This window comes from Acinetobacter sp. LipI_19 (assembly GCF_058242925.1).
In genome coordinates, this window is the sequence record NZ_JBZAYK010000001.1 from 2,929,098 (window position 1) to 2,946,988 (window position 17,891).

Annotated in this window: 15 protein-coding genes and 1 pseudogene; 5 read left to right on the forward strand and 11 right to left on the reverse strand. The window is 36.8% G+C overall.

Annotated features, from left to right (window positions below):
• Nucleotide 1: 1 nt before the first annotated feature.
• Nucleotides 2–2,035 (reverse strand): annotated as a pseudogene (locus AC4CVF_RS14250) (ligand-gated channel protein).
• Nucleotides 2,036–2,334: 299 nt separating this feature from the next.
• Nucleotides 2,335–2,973: a Fe-S biogenesis protein NfuA gene (gene nfuA / locus AC4CVF_RS14255; protein ID WP_004819478.1), complete on the reverse strand. Its 639-nt coding sequence runs from the start codon at nucleotides 2,971–2,973 to the stop codon at nucleotides 2,335–2,337.
• Between the two features lie 408 nt (nucleotides 2,974–3,381).
• Between nfuA and AC4CVF_RS14260 the strand changes: the two genes are divergently transcribed.
• From AC4CVF_RS14260 to AC4CVF_RS14280, 5 genes are all read left to right on the forward strand, one after another.
• Nucleotides 3,382–4,932: a hypothetical protein gene (locus AC4CVF_RS14260; protein WP_490789627.1), complete on the forward strand. Its 1,551-nt coding sequence runs from the start codon at nucleotides 3,382–3,384 to the stop codon at nucleotides 4,930–4,932.
• Nucleotides 4,933–5,202: 270 nt separating this feature from the next.
• The gene (locus AC4CVF_RS14265; protein WP_419361175.1) at nucleotides 5,203–5,991 is read left to right on the forward strand and encodes a crotonase/enoyl-CoA hydratase family protein; all 789 of its coding nucleotides are present in this window, start codon (nucleotides 5,203–5,205) and stop codon (nucleotides 5,989–5,991) included.
• Nucleotides 5,992–6,040: 49 nt separating this feature from the next.
• On the forward strand, nucleotides 6,041–6,949 hold the full coding sequence (locus AC4CVF_RS14270; protein WP_419361177.1) for an alpha/beta hydrolase family protein: 909 nt from the start codon (nucleotides 6,041–6,043) through the stop codon (nucleotides 6,947–6,949).
• A gap of 29 nt (nucleotides 6,950–6,978) precedes the next feature.
• A complete protein-coding gene (locus tag AC4CVF_RS14275) occupies nucleotides 6,979–7,539 on the forward strand; it encodes a TetR/AcrR family transcriptional regulator (protein WP_490789628.1) in 561 nt (186 codons plus the stop codon).
• 492 nt (nucleotides 7,540–8,031) lie between these two features.
• The gene (locus AC4CVF_RS14280) at nucleotides 8,032–8,274 is read left to right on the forward strand and encodes a lysozyme inhibitor LprI family protein (RefSeq protein ID WP_490789629.1); all 243 of its coding nucleotides are present in this window, start codon (nucleotides 8,032–8,034) and stop codon (nucleotides 8,272–8,274) included.
• On the opposite strand, the gene AC4CVF_RS14285 is transcribed toward AC4CVF_RS14280, so the two are convergent.
• The 9 genes from AC4CVF_RS14285 to AC4CVF_RS14325 all read right to left on the reverse strand — a co-directional run bounded on the left by AC4CVF_RS14285 (nucleotide 8,268) and on the right by AC4CVF_RS14325 (nucleotide 17,884).
• Nucleotides 8,268–8,852, reverse strand: coding sequence for a hypothetical protein (locus AC4CVF_RS14285; protein ID WP_336952851.1), 585 nt, complete (start codon nucleotides 8,850–8,852; stop codon nucleotides 8,268–8,270). The two genes, AC4CVF_RS14280 and AC4CVF_RS14285, sit on opposite strands and share 7 nt — an antisense overlap.
• A 411-nt stretch (nucleotides 8,853–9,263) precedes the next feature.
• On the reverse strand, nucleotides 9,264–9,611 hold the full coding sequence (locus AC4CVF_RS14290; RefSeq protein ID WP_336952853.1) for a hypothetical protein: 348 nt from the start codon (nucleotides 9,609–9,611) through the stop codon (nucleotides 9,264–9,266).
• 172 nt (nucleotides 9,612–9,783) lie between these two features.
• The gene (locus tag AC4CVF_RS14295; RefSeq protein WP_419361180.1) at nucleotides 9,784–10,701 is read right to left on the reverse strand and encodes an HARLDQ motif MBL-fold protein; all 918 of its coding nucleotides are present in this window, start codon (nucleotides 10,699–10,701) and stop codon (nucleotides 9,784–9,786) included.
• Between the two features lie 139 nt (nucleotides 10,702–10,840).
• Nucleotides 10,841–11,968: an acyltransferase family protein gene (locus tag AC4CVF_RS14300; RefSeq protein ID WP_419361183.1), complete on the reverse strand. Its 1,128-nt coding sequence runs from the start codon at nucleotides 11,966–11,968 to the stop codon at nucleotides 10,841–10,843.
• Between the two features lie 58 nt (nucleotides 11,969–12,026).
• Nucleotides 12,027–12,440 (reverse strand): poly-beta-1,6-N-acetyl-D-glucosamine biosynthesis protein PgaD, encoded by a 414-nt coding sequence (gene pgaD, locus AC4CVF_RS14305; protein ID WP_336952859.1) that lies wholly within the window; start codon nucleotides 12,438–12,440, stop codon nucleotides 12,027–12,029.
• A gap of 33 nt (nucleotides 12,441–12,473) precedes the next feature.
• Entirely contained in the window at nucleotides 12,474–13,739 is a 1,266-nt protein-coding gene (gene pgaC / locus AC4CVF_RS14310) for a poly-beta-1,6-N-acetyl-D-glucosamine synthase (protein ID WP_336952860.1), read from the reverse strand.
• An 8-nt stretch (nucleotides 13,740–13,747) separates the two neighbouring features.
• Nucleotides 13,748–15,781, reverse strand: coding sequence for a poly-beta-1,6-N-acetyl-D-glucosamine N-deacetylase PgaB (gene pgaB / locus AC4CVF_RS14315; RefSeq protein ID WP_490773676.1), 2,034 nt, complete (start codon nucleotides 15,779–15,781; stop codon nucleotides 13,748–13,750).
• 488 nt (nucleotides 15,782–16,269) lie between these two features.
• Nucleotides 16,270–16,608 carry an FKBP-type peptidyl-prolyl cis-trans isomerase gene (locus AC4CVF_RS14320; RefSeq protein WP_004722677.1) on the reverse strand — a complete coding sequence of 113 codons (339 nt, stop codon included), beginning with the start codon at nucleotides 16,606–16,608 and terminating at the stop codon, nucleotides 16,270–16,272.
• 16 nt (nucleotides 16,609–16,624) lie between these two features.
• Complete coding sequence (locus tag AC4CVF_RS14325; protein ID WP_419327584.1) at nucleotides 16,625–17,884, reverse strand: DUF2252 domain-containing protein; 1,260 nt, start codon at nucleotides 17,882–17,884, stop codon at nucleotides 16,625–16,627.
• Nucleotides 17,885–17,891: the final 7 nt, after the last annotated feature.

Consider the following 17,891-nt stretch of genomic DNA (forward strand, 5'->3'; position numbering starts at 1 on the left):
TTTAGAACTTATAAATTAAACCCAAATTGTAACGGCGGCCATCCAGTACATAATTATAAGTCGCTGTATCTATGCTTTTATCAAATAAGTTATAAATACCAGCATTAAACTGTAAGGCATTAGAAGGTTTATAGTTTAGACCAACATCAATCATTGCATACGCTGGTCTACCATCCCCCATAGATGTGCGACTTAAATAGTCAGAAGTTTTACTTCTTACATTTAAGCGGCTCCACATCCCAACTTGATCATTTGTTTGCCAATCTAATGTGGTATTAAACATATGTTTCGGCATTTCATTTAATGGCTTACCTTTAAATGCACCACTCTTTTGTTCGGTATCTGTAAATGTATAATTTGTTGCCCAACGAACATCTGGCGTGATTGCCCAACCCAGAGTTGCCTCTATACCACGCATATTTGCTTTATCGACATTAATACGTTGACTGATAAAGTCAAAGTTTTGACCTAACCAAGAACATCCCATAGTTCCAGAGTCTCCTTGACAGGTACGAATTTCAGTAATTTTATCTTTAAATTCACTATTAAATACGGTAAAACCTGCATCTAGATTGTCATTATTATCCCAGTTAATTGATGCTTCATAATTAATACTTGTTTCTGGTTTTAAATCTGGATTACCTACAATCATACCACTCGACTGACCACCACCTGTTGCTTGTCCCCACCCTGCAACAGTGGCACGTAAGGCAGGAGTTTTATAACCTGTTGATACCCCACCTTTGACAATCCAATTATCATTTAAGGTCCAAACACCATAGACTTTCGGGCTAAAATGATCACCAAAATTTTCATCTTTGTCATAGCGTAATGAAGCCGTTACCGTGAATGGCTCTACAATATTCCACGCATCCTCAGCAAATAATGCCCAGCTATAGCGGTCTAAATTGGTTAATTTTGAGCCACCAATGACTAACTGATTGCCAAAATCCTCAAGCTCTTCTTTTAAATAACTTCCCCCAAAGCTTAAAGCATGGGAACCCAGATTGATTTGGTTCAAAGTATTAAATGTTGTATTGATTGCTTCCATGCTACGTGATGGATTTTCATTTTCCTCACGTTGAATATAAGAATGTGTCTTTAAATCGCCAATTTCACCACGATGAGTCAAACTATATTCGGTACGATAATAATCTGTATATGAGTCTGTTGGGAGCTTACCATTTCGCCCTGGTACATTTGCAATTGTTTTACCTACAGTTTGATCACGGTTTTGAATTGATCGCTGATATTCGAGGTCAATGGTATGCTCAGTACTTGGCGTCAAACTCAGTGTTGCGCCACCTGCACGTATACGTTGCTTATTATAGCCACCAATGATGTCATCTTCATTGCGTTGTGAGAATGTTCCATTCGCCTTTAAACCAAGTAAATTACGGATTAAAGGACCAGAAACATACAGATTTGCTTGATGGATATCCCCAGAATCTCTATTTTCTTGTAGTGTCGTATCTAACTTAACCGAACTTGTCCAAGTATCTGCGACTTTTTTGGTAATAATATTAATCACACCGCCCATGGCATCTGAACCATATAAACCAGACATCGGGCCACGGATCACTTCAATACGTTCAATACTTTCAATACTGGGCATCCAACCTTGCTCAATACCCGAGTTATCACTATTTGGTCGAACTGAACGTGTATTGACCTTTTTACCATCAATCAAAAAAACCGTATAAGCACTTCCCATACCACGAATACTGATATCACTTGAACTGCCACCACCTGTTACGACAACCCCAGGAACGTCTTTGAGTGCATCAGTTATATCTCTATACGCTTTTTTATTAATGTCTTCTTGAGTCAATACAGAAATAGATGCGGCAGTTTGTTTCACCTCTTGCTCAAAACCACTTGCTGTCACAACAATTGTTTCTAATTTAGTTGACTCTGTAGACTGAGAATTAGTTTTATTAGAAGGTTCTTATGAATCTGCTGCATAGGCAGTACCCATCATAACGGTGATAATGGAGAGAGATAACGCAGATTGGATGATACGGTTAGTAGACATAAGGTATTCCAAAGAGGCTCAGCAATGAATAGACAATGAAGATTTAGATACAATGTGTAATAAAACACCACAGCATTATAAACAATATTAATAACTATTCTCATTTTTATTAACCATTCGGTTAATATTTGGACGTTTATGAGTATATCTTTAAGTTTTTATTCTATTTTTTAAGATTCATTTAAGCTTATCAATATTTAAAAATACAAAAATAAAATTTAGCTATGTGACAACCATAAAAAAACCTCCGAAATCCGGAGGTTTTGAACAACAGTAAAATATCTACATTGATATACAGACTATTTGAAATAAGCACCTTCTGCTTGACTGTGATCAGTCTGATCGACCACACGACCTAGTTCAGGAATATGCTCTTTAAGCGTAGTTTCTACACCTTGTTTTAACGTTACATCAATCGCAGAACAGCCTTGACAACCGCCACCGAATTTTAATACCGCAGTTAAACCATGTTCTTCATCTTCTACTACTTCTACTAGTGCACAGTTTCCGCCATGCCCTGCCAATCCAGGATTAATCTCTGCCTGAAGAATATAGGTAATTCGTTCTTCCATAGAGGCATCTGGACCAACACGTGGTACTTTCGAGTTAGGTGCTCGGAAAGTGAGCTGCCCACCGAAACGGTCTTTGTTGTAATCAATTACAGCATCTTTCAGATATGGAATCGACGGTGTATCAATAAATGCTGGGAAATCAGGATAATCTTGTTTGTAATCTGTTGGAGCAATTTCATCAGGTGCACTGTATGCCATACAACATTCAGCACGTGGGGTACCTGGATTTTCAACAAATACACGAACGCCAATTCCTGGAGTATTTTGCTTCTCCAAAAGATCTTTTAAATACTCTTGCGCATTGGGAGTAATCAATAAATTTGGAATTTCTTCTGCAACCGCAGTATTGGTGTTCTCAGTCGACATAACTCTATCCTCAAGCTGAAGTCGGTATTTTAACTGAAGATGAGGCTGAATGAGTGAAAATCAACTAAAATTGTCGGAATTAACTTAAAAAGATGTAAAAAATATAATCTACGCAAATTTCAACATAACATATACACATAATAAATGGATATAAATCATACACAAATAGATATTTACTGCATTTTAGCTTATCAACAAATTGAGCTTTAAAACGAACAAAATGACAATAATGAAACTTTCTATAAATGAAATACTAAGCTTAATTTTAGATATTTTTATCAGTGATTTATTTAATTTATACGACCAATTTATCTGAATTTTGTCAGAAAATGCCACCCAAGTATTGAATATGGCATGGATAATGTATACATCTGTATATTAATGATGAAATAAAACGAGATATTTTGCATGTCCAGTTCAATTGATGGTTTACAGTTTCCAGTTCATCCAAAGACTCAAAAAAGTAGCAGCTCGCAAGTCGGTAAAGAAATCATTGCAGAAGCACTGTCCTTGGTTGATCATCTCAGCGCACAGCAAGCTTTAGATGAAAAAAATTGGCGTAAAAATTATCCAGTTTATTTTAAGGCATTGGTCGAACATGGGATTCGTTCAAGTCAAAACGCCATCACTATAGCCAAGCAAGGCTTGCACAAAGCCCAACATAGTTTTGATTTCTTTAGAGATGGACAACGCTATTCTTTAAAAGATATTGGTACAGTTCCAGTACTAGACAAGATTCAAAGCATTAGTTTTAAAGGTCAGTCAGATGCTGAGGTAGAGTGGTATGTGCCCTATCATGGGCAAAAACTGCAAGGCGAAGCGCTATATCAGCAAATTCAAAAGTGGCAAGAAACTGGCATTATTGAAGCCAGTCATGCAGAAGCACTGAGAGAAGTGATTGCTCATCCCGAATGGTTTGATTTATCGGATCGTACCTTAGTTTTATTTGGCGCAGCCTCAGAGGCAGGCCCATTAACATGGTTATCGAAATGGAAAGCCAATATTGTTGCCGTTGATCTGCCCAATGAACGCGTTTGGGAAAGAATTCTTAAAATCATTGAAAATGGCAATGCTACACTGCACGCACCAAGTTTTCAAAAAATCGCCAACACCCATAATATTGAAGAATTAAAAAGTAAACTTGGGGCAAATTTACTAACCCAAATTCCAGAAATTACACAATGGCTTTGTGATAATCCACACAAATTAGATTTGGCCTCAATTGCTTATTTAGATGGTGAAAAACATGTCCGTGTATCGATGGCAATGGACACGATTATGAGCCATGTCAGTGAACACAAGAATGATTCATCATTGATGTATATGTGTACGCCTACAGATGTTTATGCAGTACCTGAAGAAGTGATTGAATGTTCAAACAAAAAGTTCAAACATAGATCAAAATTTGAAACCGTATTCAGCAAAGGGATTGCAATTCTCTCCTTAAAACAATTCTTTAAGCACAATGATCAACAACTGATTGCCTCTGACAATGGTAAATTCTATGGGATTGCTGATTGTCTTGTGGTTGAACAAGGCCCTAATTATGCCTTGGCAAAACGCATTCAACAGTGGCGTGCAACTTTAGCACGACATCAAGGGCAACATGTCAGTATCAATATTGCACCATCCACGACGACACATTCGGTCACCAAGAATCCTTTGCTTAAAGCAGCGTTTAACGGTGCAAGTTTGTTTGATGTAGAAGCATTCCGCCCTGAAACAACCAATTCAATTATGGCAGCACTTTGGATCCATGACTTAAGAAATCCGAAGTCTGTTGCAAATCCAGAAACTAAGATGGGACATCCATTAGAATTGATGATGGAGGGTGCCAATCATGGTGGTTTATGGCGTGTCGCCTATCTTGCTCGCACAGCCTTACCTTTTGCTGCAATTTATGGGTATGCAAGTGATAAATTGCCGATCCAAAAGCTTTTAACCAAGTTTAAAAAGTAATCCTTCAGGTTTAAATCTCTTTAAATTAAATGCCTAGTGATAAATTTAGCTAGGCATTTAAGCTTATGAGCAGATTTTTATGTCTAGTTAAATTTCTTATAAAAACTATAGGTACTCCCCCCAAAGCGCCAAATAACATACACAATGCAGCGATCCTTCAACGCCTTAAATAGGCTATACCGATGTAAACGGTTTAGTCACTCTAAAATCATTGACAGTTTTCTAACGATCGTTTAAAAACTTATAAAACAACCAATGAGAGAATAACAAATGTCAAATCTACAAGGAAAAGTCAGTCGTGAAATCCGTGGTCATATTTTTTTAGTTGGCCTAGACCGTGCAGATAAACGCAATGCTTTTGATAGTCATATGATTCACGACCTATCACTGGCTTTAACTGAATATGAAAATAATCCAGAACTACGCTGTGCGGTGGTCTTTGCCCATGGGGATCATTTTACTGCAGGATTGGACTTGGTTGAGTTACAACCAAAATTAGCCGATGGTGTTTTTAATTTTAGCAATGATATTGTGAACCCTTGGGGAACTGTTGGGCGTCAAAGAACAAAGCCATTGGTAACCGCGGTACAGGGTTATTGTTATACCGCTGGTATAGAATTAATGTTGAATTCTGACATTGTTATTGCCAACAAAAATACTCAATTTACCCAAATTGAGGTACAGCGCGGTATTTTACCTTTTGGTGGTGCAACGGTACGTTTCATCCAAGCTGCTGGCTGGGTAAAAGCTATGAAATATGTGTTAACTGGTGATTTATTTTATGCACAAACAGCCTATGAAATGAATTTAGTGACTGAAGTTGTTGAGGATAACCAACAGTTAACGCGTGCCATAGAATTGGCTGAACGTATTGCCAATGCTGCACCACTTGCCGTCAAAGCGGCACTGCATTCGGCTCATCAAGCCTTTTTACAAAGTCCTGAAGTCGCATTTGCAAACCTACAAAATCTACTTAGCCCTTTACTTGCCTCTGAGGATGCGCAAGAAGGTGTAAGAGCAATGATTGAACGTCGAGCACCACAGTTTAAAGGTAAGTAAACCAATCATAGCGATATACGGCGATAATCTAATAACTGTGGGAACAATCATGCAAAATTTAAAGTACTCAACTGAGGTCCAACACTTGAATGGCAATAGTTTTACCAGTCAGGCCATTAGTTTTAAGGCACTGGATGGTTATATATTGGCTGGCATACTTTACACGCCAGTCAATACAATCAAAGCAAAAATTGTTGTTTCCAGTGCAACAGGAGTCCCTCAAGCATTTTATCGCCGCTTCTCTGAATATGCTGCACAATTGGGCTATCAGGTACTCACTTTTGATTATCGTGGGGTGGCCAACTCTGCTCCACGGCAATTAAAAGGTTTTAAAATGTCATACCTCGATTGGGGAAAATTAGATTTAGCAGGTGCAATTGACTACAGTTTTAAACAAGACATGCCCCTATTTTTAGTTGGACATTCTTACGGTGGACAAGCTTTAGGGCTAACACCGAATCATACCAAAGTAAGCGCAATGTATTGTTTTGGCACAGGTGCTGGCTGGCATGGCTATATGCCATTGAAAGAAAAAATTAAAGTTCAGGTAGTTTGGAATATTATCTTTCCACCTATGGTGGCGATTACAGGTTACTTGCCTTGGAGTAAACTCAATATGGGTGCAGATTTACCTAAAGGGGTCTATCAACAATGGCGTAGATGGTGTAAAAATCCCACTTATTTTTTTGCAGATCCTGAGCAAAAAAATTTGCATGAGCAATATGCCCAAATTAAAACGCCAATTTATGCAGTAGCCGCTTTAGATGATGATTGGGCATTGCCAAATTCTCGTTATGCTTTTATGCAACATTATAAAAATGCGCCCATGCACTATATCAACATATCAGCAGACGAGTTTGGTTTAAAACAGATTGGACATATGGGCTATTTTCGTCAAGGTTCAGAGCCAATTTGGGATAAAATGTTAAATATTTTTGAGACATTCATCCACAATTAATTTTAAGCCCATAAGCAGCAAGGTCATCTATGCGCCCACAAAAACTTACACCTGAACACATGATAAATACCTGTGCTTTGCAATTTAAAGCACATGGTTATGCAGGGACAAGTATGGAGATGTTGGCAAAAGCATGTGGACTCAGTAAAGCATCGTTTTATTATTATTATCCCAACAAACAAGCCTTATTGATGCAGATCTTAGCGCACACTCATCTTTATTTAAATCAATCGTTGTTTAAACTCGAAGATTTTGCTGTAGTGGATGCAAATCAACAATTTCAAATCATCCATGATAAAGCTGTTCATTTTTTTAGTTATGAAATAAAAGGCTGTTTAGTTGGGATGCTGTCCTTAGAGGCCAGCCATATTTCTTTAGAAGTCTTGGAAAAAATCCGTGAAATTTTCCAAGATTGGCAAAATGCCTTGTATCAATTATTTCAACAAAAAATGAATCAAACCGATGCACAAATTTTGGCAAAAATAAGCGTGGCCGATTATGAGGGTGCTATTTTAATGTATCGACTGAACGATGACCTGTTCTATTTAAATCAAGTGAAGCAACGAATTTCTCAACTACTCTCTATATAATACTCGACTGATTTGCAACTTCTTGGTGAAAATTAAATGATAAAAAAGATCAAATATAGTTTTTTAGCTTTGCTTTTTATAAGCCTATTCAATACAGCTCATGCGCAATGTAATCAACAAGATCAACAACAAGCTTATCAATGTATGCAACAGCAATTAAAAACAGATAAAGCGAAAATGATAGGGTCTGTTGACAATTCGTCTACGTTTGCGACTACGAGTGTTTTTTAGGCGATACTAGGCACGAAATATGAAATTTAGTCATTCTAAATGATGAGAAACATCGTTTCGCAAGGTAACACGTAGCGGCAAAAAACACGTTAGTCCCCCGCTGCGCCTTGCGCTGCAAACAAAGCACTGCTTTGTTCTTGCTCAGGGTTGTGGCTAAAATTATCACAGCCTACGTTATGAAACTCGAAAATAGTCTCGCTATTCTCTTCGTTTCATGCCTTGCCTGCTCAATTTTAACCTACAACGCAAGCCGTTTATGAAATGCCAACAGACCCTGAGTTATATCAACGCATTTATCTGCAATACGATGATAACAACAAGTTATTACTGGAAAAATCACAAAAGGCTTGGCTTAATTATCGTGATGCTCAATGTAATGAACTTACGGGAAGTCTTACTTATGGCGCTTTGGGGTTAGCTTCAGGATTTGCACATTTAGATTGTGAAATCAATTCCACAATATTTCGACTAAAAGAGTTAAGCAGCCTAAGAGAAAATCAATAACGATCTTTAAATTCGGCTTTATGTTCTATACCTTGATGATCAACATGCGCATAGAATACCCCATAACGTCCGACATAGTATTCAAGTGATTGTTCATGATAGCTCCAAAAAATAGACCATTCACCAAAATCAAAAGAACCAATCTGACTTTGTGTATTCATAGGCATTTTACTGAGTACATCATGTTGAATATGCCCTGCTTGAGAAAAGTCTTTGGTCTGTAAAGCTTGTTCAAAAAAAAGTTGCGCAGCTGAATCAAATAAACGTTGGTCTTCATCAGTGATCTGCTTGGCGAGTGCATATTGGTCTTCGACTAAACTCTGCTGCTCTACTTGAACTGTAGCGCTTAATGCCTCTTTTACTTGGGTTAAACCCGCCTTTTGTCGCTCTTCTGCAATCATCTGTTTAATCAGTTTGGTTTTTTCGGGTAGATCATGCTCTTCTTGAGGATTCTGAACCAATTCAGATAACGCTTGTCGTTGTTCTTCAAAAGCTGCATTAATTTTTTGTTTAGCAACCCATCGCCATAACACATATAACGTGATCAAAAATAACACGACTAGGATAAATTTCAACATAGCGTAATCTCAAGCATATAATACGCCCCAGTTCAGACTCATGAGCTAAGTTTAAAGCTGAGTATTTTGATTGTTTTTTTAATAGTTTACCCTATAAATTGTATAACTATCTCACTAGAGATACCCAGCTTAAACGTAACAATTGTTTTCTCTATATCGATAAACTAGATCTCTTATTTTAATTTTGTAATGCTTTTAGATCACCTGAAGCAAATACGATCCCTTTGCCTGGCACCTTTTTGAATATTATGGGTTTTCCTATATTTTCATATATCGGCTGATCATCTTTAAGCGCTTTTAAATCAATTTTTTGAATAAAATCTGATTATTTTTACTATACAACTTTACCGCGCCTTCATCTGAAGCCATATAATGAACTTTCACATGATAGATATTTTGTAAATCTTGCATCTACATAATCACTAAATCGCCGCCACGTTCATACATACTGTCAAACACAATGGTATCTGCATCTACTTGCTCTAATTTAACACTAACATAACCACTTGCATCCGCCAGTTGATCGACTAAATATAATGATTTTTTAGCACCCAGCTGTATCCCATACGCTGAAAAATATTGCTCTCGAACTTGCTTTTTACCAATACAGGAATAAGTTTTTAATACGACTTTTATCGAGCCCAATTGATAGTTTTGAGGTGAAAATATGTCTTCGTCATCTTTATGGCATTGTTTTGCAAGCTTCGTTTGAGTATTGAGTTGTTGAAATTCTTGTGCATATATAGATGAAGTGAGCACGACACTACAAATGAATAATAACTGTTTGAAATATTGTATTTTCAATATTTTAGTATAAGCCTTTATCTGTTATATATCATTCAAAATAAATGATCAGTTTTACCTGAATTATAGCAATATTTAAAATAAAACACGCCATATAATACATAAAGCATGTTTTATTTTAAATTAATTATTGCAATGTTTTAAACTGCGCTAAGCGTTGTTGCTGTTGTAATTCTTGTTCAAATTCAACTCTCCCCTTTGCTACATAATTTTGTAAACCCGTCTGATCAATAAATGCTTTTTTATTACCCATATTCAATTTGGCTAATTTCTGCTTCATATAGAAACGATCAGCTTTATTGGCAAGGAAAATATCTGCATGGATTGCATCCAAAGTTTTAAATGTATGTCGTATGTCTGAAACTAGATTTGGATAGTTGATATTGTTTACCAAATAATAACCGCCAGTAAATAAACTGTCGGCATAGATGACTTTATAGTTTTTAAAGTAGTAACGGATATCTGTCGTCCAAGAGGTTGCGCCTGGTAAATGGCCGGGCGTCGCATGTGCTGTAAAGATTTGACGACCGAGCTTTAATTGTTGCCCATCTTTAATGATGATATCTACAGCTACAGAAGGAAAAGGCAATTGCTTACCTAGAGCAAAATCAGTCACGCCCCCATTTTCTAGCATTTCGGCATTTGCAGCACTTGCGACCAATTGAGCACCACTCCATTGTTTTAACTTAGCAAAACCACCAGCTTGATCTAAACGGGCATGACTATTGAGTAGATATTTTACATCTGTAATTTTAAAACCTAATTTTTCAATATTGGCTTTAATCTGCACTGCCGATTGATCAATCCCACTATCAATTAAAACCAAACCATCACCCGTATCAAACAGTACTGAAGATAAATTTTCAGTACCAACATAATAGACATGATTAAAAATTTTAAAGGGCTCAATGGGTGTATTCCACGATTCAAATAAACTCATTGGCGGTGCATCGGTCAGTGCTTGCTGAGCATTTAATGGTGCTGCTTGAGCAAATTGAAGACTCATTGCAATCAATGAAATAACAATGGATTTGAACAGATGCATATAAGCGATCCATGCTAAAAATGAGTCGCCCATACTTGATTAAATCACGATATTTATCAATTTTTTAATGTCTAAAAAACAACTCAATACATCTTAAATTGTAAACAATATTTGCAAATTGTATCCGAGTCTTGAAGTACTAATTTAAAACCTTGTCGGCAATTTTATTACTGACCTTAATAGCGAACTGATCGACATAATCACTATAAAAATTTGCAGCAATCAAAGTGACTGCAATCGCAGTTAATCCTGAGCAGATTACAGCGAAAGAATAACTCCAATGCCAACTTAAAAATAAGTTAAATAGCGGAATACAGATTAAATACAACATCATTAGATGTAATAGATAAATGGAAAAAGATAACTTTCCTAACCAGACTAAAATCGGGTGGTCTAAGCCTTTAGACAATAATGGACTCATCAAAACACTGTAAACAATTAAAATCCCAGCAATGAAATTACTATAATCATAAGTATTCTCCCCTAAAATATGATGCACCCAGCTATAGGCTGCGCTGGTATTATGTGCACCCGCTAAATATAGGCCAATCAATAACATAGAAATGGCTACAACATTCGAAAGTGGTTTGGCATACAGATAGATATAGATACCAATAATAAAGCTGGAAATCCCAAAGCTGAAACCTTGCCCACGCCAAAGAAATGCAAAACAAGGAATTAAAAGTGAACCTAGCCAAAAGGCACTATGTTTATAATGATACAAATAGAGTAGAAAAAATAATGCAAATGAGCCCATAAGCTCAATCGTCATCGTCCATAACACCCAGTTTATATCACTTTCCGAGAATAAAAATGCACCAATAGTTCCTTCATATAATGCATGTTTAAAACTAAAATCTTGTATCGTAAATGCATGTAACCAAGCACCCACATGACTACTATCAATATGAATGACTTTAAAGACCAACCAAATGATGACGCATGAAGTCAGCGCTGGGATCATTAAACGTGGATAGCGTTTAATCATCATATTGTTAATTTTTGCATGAAATTTTTGAGGGCTTTTTAAGATCGCATAACTGAGTACAAAGCCACTTAAGACAAAGAATACAAAAACAGCCGCATCACCTGAGTAGAGAAAACCAAAAGGCAAATGATGTATGGCATACACCCAAGCCAAGTCTGTTTTCTCATTGGGATCAAAATGATGTAAATATGGAAAAAAACTCATTGCAAGATGAGAAAATACGACAGCTAAACAAGCTAAACCTCGAATACTTTCTGCCGAGTTTATTTTTGCGGACATCTAAGTTTCCCTTTGAAAACAAAAGCCCCAACCTGTGGGACTTTTGCCGACTAAACCATTAGTCAATATATGTGATTCGACCATCAGCATCATGATGAACTGTAGCGATTTTTTGCTGACGAGAATGTAAAAGATCATCCATATCCAAATTGAAATGATCAGCATATTCTTGTGTAGATTTAGCTTCTGCTTCCTTTTTGGTCTTTGCTGGAACAAAGTTACTCCATAGCCACAAAGAAATTGCACAAGCAATCAACGCAAACAATCCGCTTTCTAATGCTTTTGCAAAAGCATTAAAAAAGTAATGTACTAGTTGTGGTTTCTCAAGTGAAAGATATCCCACCAAGATAACAATAGGTCTCCAAAGCAACAACCAAAATGCCCATAGCATTGCCGTCATTGTCGTGGAGAAATAACGACGATGCCACGGTAACTGCTTACGTAAATCAATAATCAAAGAATTTGTTTTCATATTCGTATCTCAAAACTTATTTTGACTAACATCTTAGTCATCATGTCGCATACCACGATCGGGACTGACCCAACGTGCCCTTTTACTTTCTCCACGTAAAAGAACTTTTGGAAATGCAACAATACTTGCCGTTACTGTAATCAACCAAAATACAAAGGGATACCAAATCATCCAATAATAGTTTTTCACTAAACTCGATTCGTAACGACTATCCATCCACTTACTGATTGCGAACTGCAGTAAACAAGTTGTACCGAGTAAAATACCTGTTCCCATAGGTAATAATGGAGAACTCATTGCAGGGAATCCCGCATAAGGTAACACCAAATGCAAAATCCAGAAAATCACCATAATCAGCATTAAATATGACCAAACTAAGGTGAGGATCAGCTCAATAATCAAAGGCCATAGAAAATTAAGTTTCGGTTTAAATAATACATCAAAATTCTTAATTAAAACTTGAGCGCCACCCATGGCCCAACGTAAGCGCTGCTTCCATAGACCATCAAAGGTTTCTGGCATTAAAATCCACACCAAGGCATTGGGTTCAAACTTTACATCCCAACCCGCACGATGTAATTTCCATGTAATATCAATATCTTCTGTTAACATGTTCGGTGACCAATAGCCTACCTCATGTACAGCACTTTTACGAAAAGCAGTAATTACACCAGAAACTGTAAATAAACGCCCGAAAGTACGTTGTGCGCGTTTAATCATACCAACAATTGATGAAAATTCACCAACTTGAATCCGTCCAAGTAAAGTAGAACGGGTACGAATACGTGGATTTCCTGTCACAGCTGCAACTGTAGGATTATTGAGAAAATGACGAATCATCCACTGTGCAGCATATGGATCAAGTAACGCATCGCCATCAATACCAATTAAAAATTCAGCATCGGTAAGCAGACTACCTGCTTGTAAAGCCATGGCTTTACCCTGATTTTCAGCCAAGTGTACGACGCGCAGCTTGTCATACTTCAAAGCCAACTCATTTAAGATTTCTGCGGTATTGTCAGAACTCCCATCATTAATCGCAATGACTTCAAAGTTTGGATAATTCAACTTTAATGCATGACTAATGGTCTCATCCGCATTATCTTGCTCATTGAAACATGGCACAAGCACAGCAACTAAAGGATATTCTTCCAATGTTGGCGGTTGAGTATATGGGGGCTCTTTACGTTCTTTCCAATAGAAAATTAAAGCACCTATCATCCATAAATACGACATAAATAATGGATAATAGAAGATAAAGTTTAATACTGATTGCCACAGGTGTTGAAATGCGCTCATATCAGACCTTAAGGAACCAATCGTTGTGGTTTAGAATCAAATACTTTACGCATTTCAGCAGTATTTGGGTGATCCTCAATTGGATCGTCGGGGTAGTACCCCACATGCATCACACCTTGTTGGTATAAAGACTGGATCGTTTGAGCAATTTCTGATGTTGGAATCTTTTGATTATTACGCCAGTTCACTGCTTGTAATTCAAAAATCGTCTTTTTAATCCCATTTGGTTGTTTCTTCACGTTTTGTACTAAATCTTTATAAAACTTAGTTGCATCTGGTGCCTGTTCCATATACGGCATTGCCATAATTGCAGTAAAGTCATAATTTTTAATCGATTGCTCTAAAGACTGGCCATACCAGTTTTCCGAATATGCTGAAAGTGCAACTTGGGCATATAAGTTACGTGCAGTCAGTAAGAATGGTTGGTAATAACGCGCCTTTTGCGCTAAATCCATTGCAAAGTTATCAATGGTCTTGGTTTTAAAATCAGTCCATTTTTGCAATTTTGCATCATCATTACGAATTTCTTCTAAATCCGCTGGTAAACCAATTTTTTGATAAGCTTTAATCGCTTCTGGACTAGCATCTTCATAATCTGAAAGTGTTGCATCATCATGGAACAAGATGCCATCAAACGTCGTCGATTTTGCTAAATCCTGATATAAACCTTCAATTACTTTACGTGCTTCTGGTGAATATGGACTTAAACGATGATATCCCATATTTAAATGATCACTGTCTTTGGCTTGCTGAGTCACCACCACATCTTTAGACGCAGGATTTGAAGTTGGTAAGTCCCAAGCCAATAACGGCATCCACGCATATAAACGACTCACATGGGTCCGAGTTTGAATCTGCCATGCAACACGGTTAAACAAATCTGCACGCATTGGTAGATAACGATTTGGGAAATACACCATATCAGCTGACCCATTCGCATCTGGATCAGCGAATGCCTGTAAGAATACCGTAGTGACATTCATTTCACGAATACGGTCTAACAGATGTCCTAAGTTTTTCTCTTGCTGCGCTTCATCTGGATCATAGATATAGTCTAAATCCACATGCATGACTTTTTGTGGACGGTTATTGTCAGTAAAATTCATCTGACGACTTTGGATTTCTTGTGCTAGAGAATCCGTAGTCATATTGCCTTCGACAAGAATGCGGTTCAAATGGCCTAACGATTTCTCAATATGGTCTGGACCATCATCTAAGCTAATGGTGATGGGCATACCCACCTTTTTAGCCAAAGCAACCGCTTCCATATTATAACGACCATATGGCCACACCATCACACGTGGTGCTTTTAAACCATGTGATTGCAATAATTTATTATTTTTTTTCAAATCACTAAAAATACGATCTGCATAGACTTTATCAGATTCATAGGTTTTACTTTTTGGATCGTATTCGCGTGTGACGGCGGCAGGCTCAGAATTGCCCTGAGGATTGCCTAAAATACCACGATGTAAATTATAACTGTGGCTACCAATTTCTACATAGCCACTTTTTTGCATGGTTTTAAGTTCATCCCAAGTCAAAAGTTTTTTACGTGCTAATTTTTCATCACCAAATTGAACCATTTCATTGGCTTTAGGTTCTAACCATGAGCCAACGACAGCGAGTACAACAGGAATTTTACGTTGTTTAATGACAGGATATGCATATTGATAAAAAGATTGATAACCATCATCTACAGTCAACAATACAGGTTTGGTGGGTAGTTTATATTTACCTTCGTTGGCTTTAATAATTTGGTCGACATTGACAAAATTATAGCCATTTTTTTGCAGCCAATCTAAATGCAGCTCAAACTGTTTCGTGGTGACAGCATAATCTGGAATCACTGCATCATGGTTCGGCGTAATTTCATGATAACCAATAATAGTCAGCGTATTTAAATCAATTTTAGGTAATTCGTGCTCTATTGGAGTTTCAGTAGCAACTTGGTCTACTTCTGCCATTGCACTATTATAAAAGGACGAAAACAATAGTGTTACGCATATCATCGCTGAAGGAGAAAAGTAACGGCTTAGCATATATTTAAATACTCGATCATCATTGTTTTTAAATCTGAATTCGTCCGTAGTACATCAATAATGAAATACTAAAATCCTTTTTCAAGACGAATTAAGCCAGAGGTTTTACAACGATGATTTAAAAGAATAAAACTGAAACGAACCTTAAAAAATAACTCTGAGCAGAATTATTTATTTGTGATATTTAAACACTTTTAAGACAAAAGTATTGTAGATGATTGTTAAGCATTGAGCAAATAATAAACAAAAAAATAAAACTATTGTGTTTAAAATCACACTATTAGATAAATAATAAACTTATAAAGTCGAATTCGGGTTATATTTTATCTGAGTAAAATATACAGAAGTCAAAAAGCCCCTCTCAACATTTTTAGTACAACATCGTGTAGTCAATAGATGCTGCATTAAACATAAAAAATAGAGATCAATTGACCTCTATTTTTATGTTTGAAGAGTGATGGCTGAGTCAATCCAGACATTTAGCAGATTTAATCACGCGTTTTGACATCAAACAGTTCAATTTCAAAAATCAGATTAGAATTTGCTGGAATAATTTTGCCCATTTTACGCTCTCCATAAGCCAAGTGTGCAGGAACGATCAATTTACGTTTACCGCCCACTTTCATTCCCATAATACCTTGATCCCAGCCCTTGATTACACGCCCTGTTCCAATCACTGTTTCAAAGTAATTGCCGCGATCAATTGAAGAATCGAATTTGGTTCCGTCTTCCAACCAGCCAGTATAATGGGTTGTAATCAAAGCACCTTTTACTGCTTCTTTACCTTCACCAACTTTTAAGTCAATAATTTCTAATTCATTTGACATACATTATTCCTATTCATCATTCGGGTTTATGCAAAGCTTTACTCATCACTGTCTTTTGTTCATTACGATATTCAGCATAACTTTTACAAAAACTTTGATAATCTTGCTCAACTTGTTGGGCGTAATTATACGTGTATTTCAACAACTGCGTTTTCCAAAGTTCTGCTTGTTCTGCAAAATTGATTAATTCATCTGCTGTTGAAGAACCTTTACGCCCTGTTGAACGTAATTGAGCATAAGCAATTAATCGAGCCATGTTATAACAGGCATCGGTAAATTTTTTAGGTTTATCTACACATTGTTTAAAATCAATTTTATCTTGTTCAGGTTGTAATGCTTTGACAATATACGCTTGTCCTTGAAAGTCTAGCCGTGATAACTGAGCCGGTATTTGATACTGCATGAGTGTTTGAATGAATTGAATGCGTTGCGCATGATCATCCCATTTTGGTTGTTGTATTTTTAGAAATGGAGACAAGCTCAAAGAGGAAGCTTGAGCCTGTTTCATATCGAATAAAGTATGGGTTTTATTTTCACTATCATAGACTAAGAATACATAGCGATTTAAGCCAATACTTCCTGTCCCCGCAATACGGAATGCGACATCTAATACTTGAAAATTTGATTGATTTTTCGCCTTGAGTGTTTTTAAATCCTCAGAAAATGTTTTTATCAGTGCTGTATATAAGCTTTTGGACTCTATTTTAAAATATTTTTTCTGATCAATCACCAAATAACGCCGCTCACTTGTTTTATCTAAAGAACAACGCGATTCAATAAATGCCACAGGATCACGCTCAGAAACTGTTGTAATATATTTCTTTAAAATACCATCGACGGTTTCTTTTTCTACTGCATAAGCTTTCCCTATTCGAAGTGCATTTAAATACTCATCTACCAGTTGTTCCGCGATAGATTTTAAATCATCGTCTCCGATATTCAGCTCTTTGCCAGCCAGAAATATACTGCAAATAAAACGGGACACATCCCACGTTGGATAGGCCAAAATTGCCTCGTCAAAATCATTTAAATCAAAATAAACCACTTGATGTCGACTACGATAACTACCAAAATTCTCGATATGTAAATCACCACAGATCCAAGTGATGGTTTGATCTTTCCATGTTTGTTGGCTTGCTAAATCTTCATAATATAAATGACATGAACCACGAAAAAAGCGGAAAGCACTGCTCGCCATTAATTTATATTTAATTGCTAGAAATTTCTCATCTCGCGACTGATTAAAATGAATAACTCGCTCATAAGGATCTCGCATCGGTTTA

Excerpts from the sequence above, each read along its gene's own strand:
- AC4CVF_RS14265 (WP_419361175.1), top strand. The coding sequence starts at position 5,203 with ATGTCAAATCTACAAGGAAAAGTCAGTCGTGAAATCCGTGGTCATATT.
- AC4CVF_RS14270 (WP_419361177.1), top strand. The coding sequence starts at position 6,041 with ATGCAAAATTTAAAGTACTCAACTGAGGTCCAACACTTGAATGGCAAT.
- AC4CVF_RS14275 (WP_490789628.1), top strand. The coding sequence starts at position 6,979 with ATGCGCCCACAAAAACTTACACCTGAACACATGATAAATACCTGTGCT.
- nfuA (WP_004819478.1), bottom strand. The coding sequence starts at position 2,973 with ATGTCGACTGAGAACACCAATACTGCGGTTGCAGAAGAAATTCCAAAT.
- AC4CVF_RS14280 (WP_490789629.1), top strand. The coding sequence starts at position 8,032 with ATGCCAACAGACCCTGAGTTATATCAACGCATTTATCTGCAATACGAT.
- AC4CVF_RS14325 (WP_419327584.1), bottom strand. The coding sequence starts at position 17,884 with ATGCGAGATCCTTATGAGCGAGTTATTCATTTTAATCAGTCGCGAGAT.
- AC4CVF_RS14260 (WP_490789627.1), top strand. The coding sequence starts at position 3,382 with ATGTCCAGTTCAATTGATGGTTTACAGTTTCCAGTTCATCCAAAGACT.
- AC4CVF_RS14300 (WP_419361183.1), bottom strand. The coding sequence starts at position 11,968 with ATGTCCGCAAAAATAAACTCGGCAGAAAGTATTCGAGGTTTAGCTTGT.
- AC4CVF_RS14320 (WP_004722677.1), bottom strand. The coding sequence starts at position 16,608 with ATGTCAAATGAATTAGAAATTATTGACTTAAAAGTTGGTGAAGGTAAA.
- pgaC (WP_336952860.1), bottom strand. The coding sequence starts at position 13,739 with ATGAGCGCATTTCAACACCTGTGGCAATCAGTATTAAACTTTATCTTC.
- pgaD (WP_336952859.1), bottom strand. The coding sequence starts at position 12,440 with ATGAAAACAAATTCTTTGATTATTGATTTACGTAAGCAGTTACCGTGG.
- pgaB (WP_490773676.1), bottom strand. The coding sequence starts at position 15,781 with ATGCTAAGCCGTTACTTTTCTCCTTCAGCGATGATATGCGTAACACTA.
- AC4CVF_RS14295 (WP_419361180.1), bottom strand. The coding sequence starts at position 10,701 with ATGCATCTGTTCAAATCCATTGTTATTTCATTGATTGCAATGAGTCTT.
- AC4CVF_RS14285 (WP_336952851.1), bottom strand. The coding sequence starts at position 8,852 with ATGTTGAAATTTATCCTAGTCGTGTTATTTTTGATCACGTTATATGTG.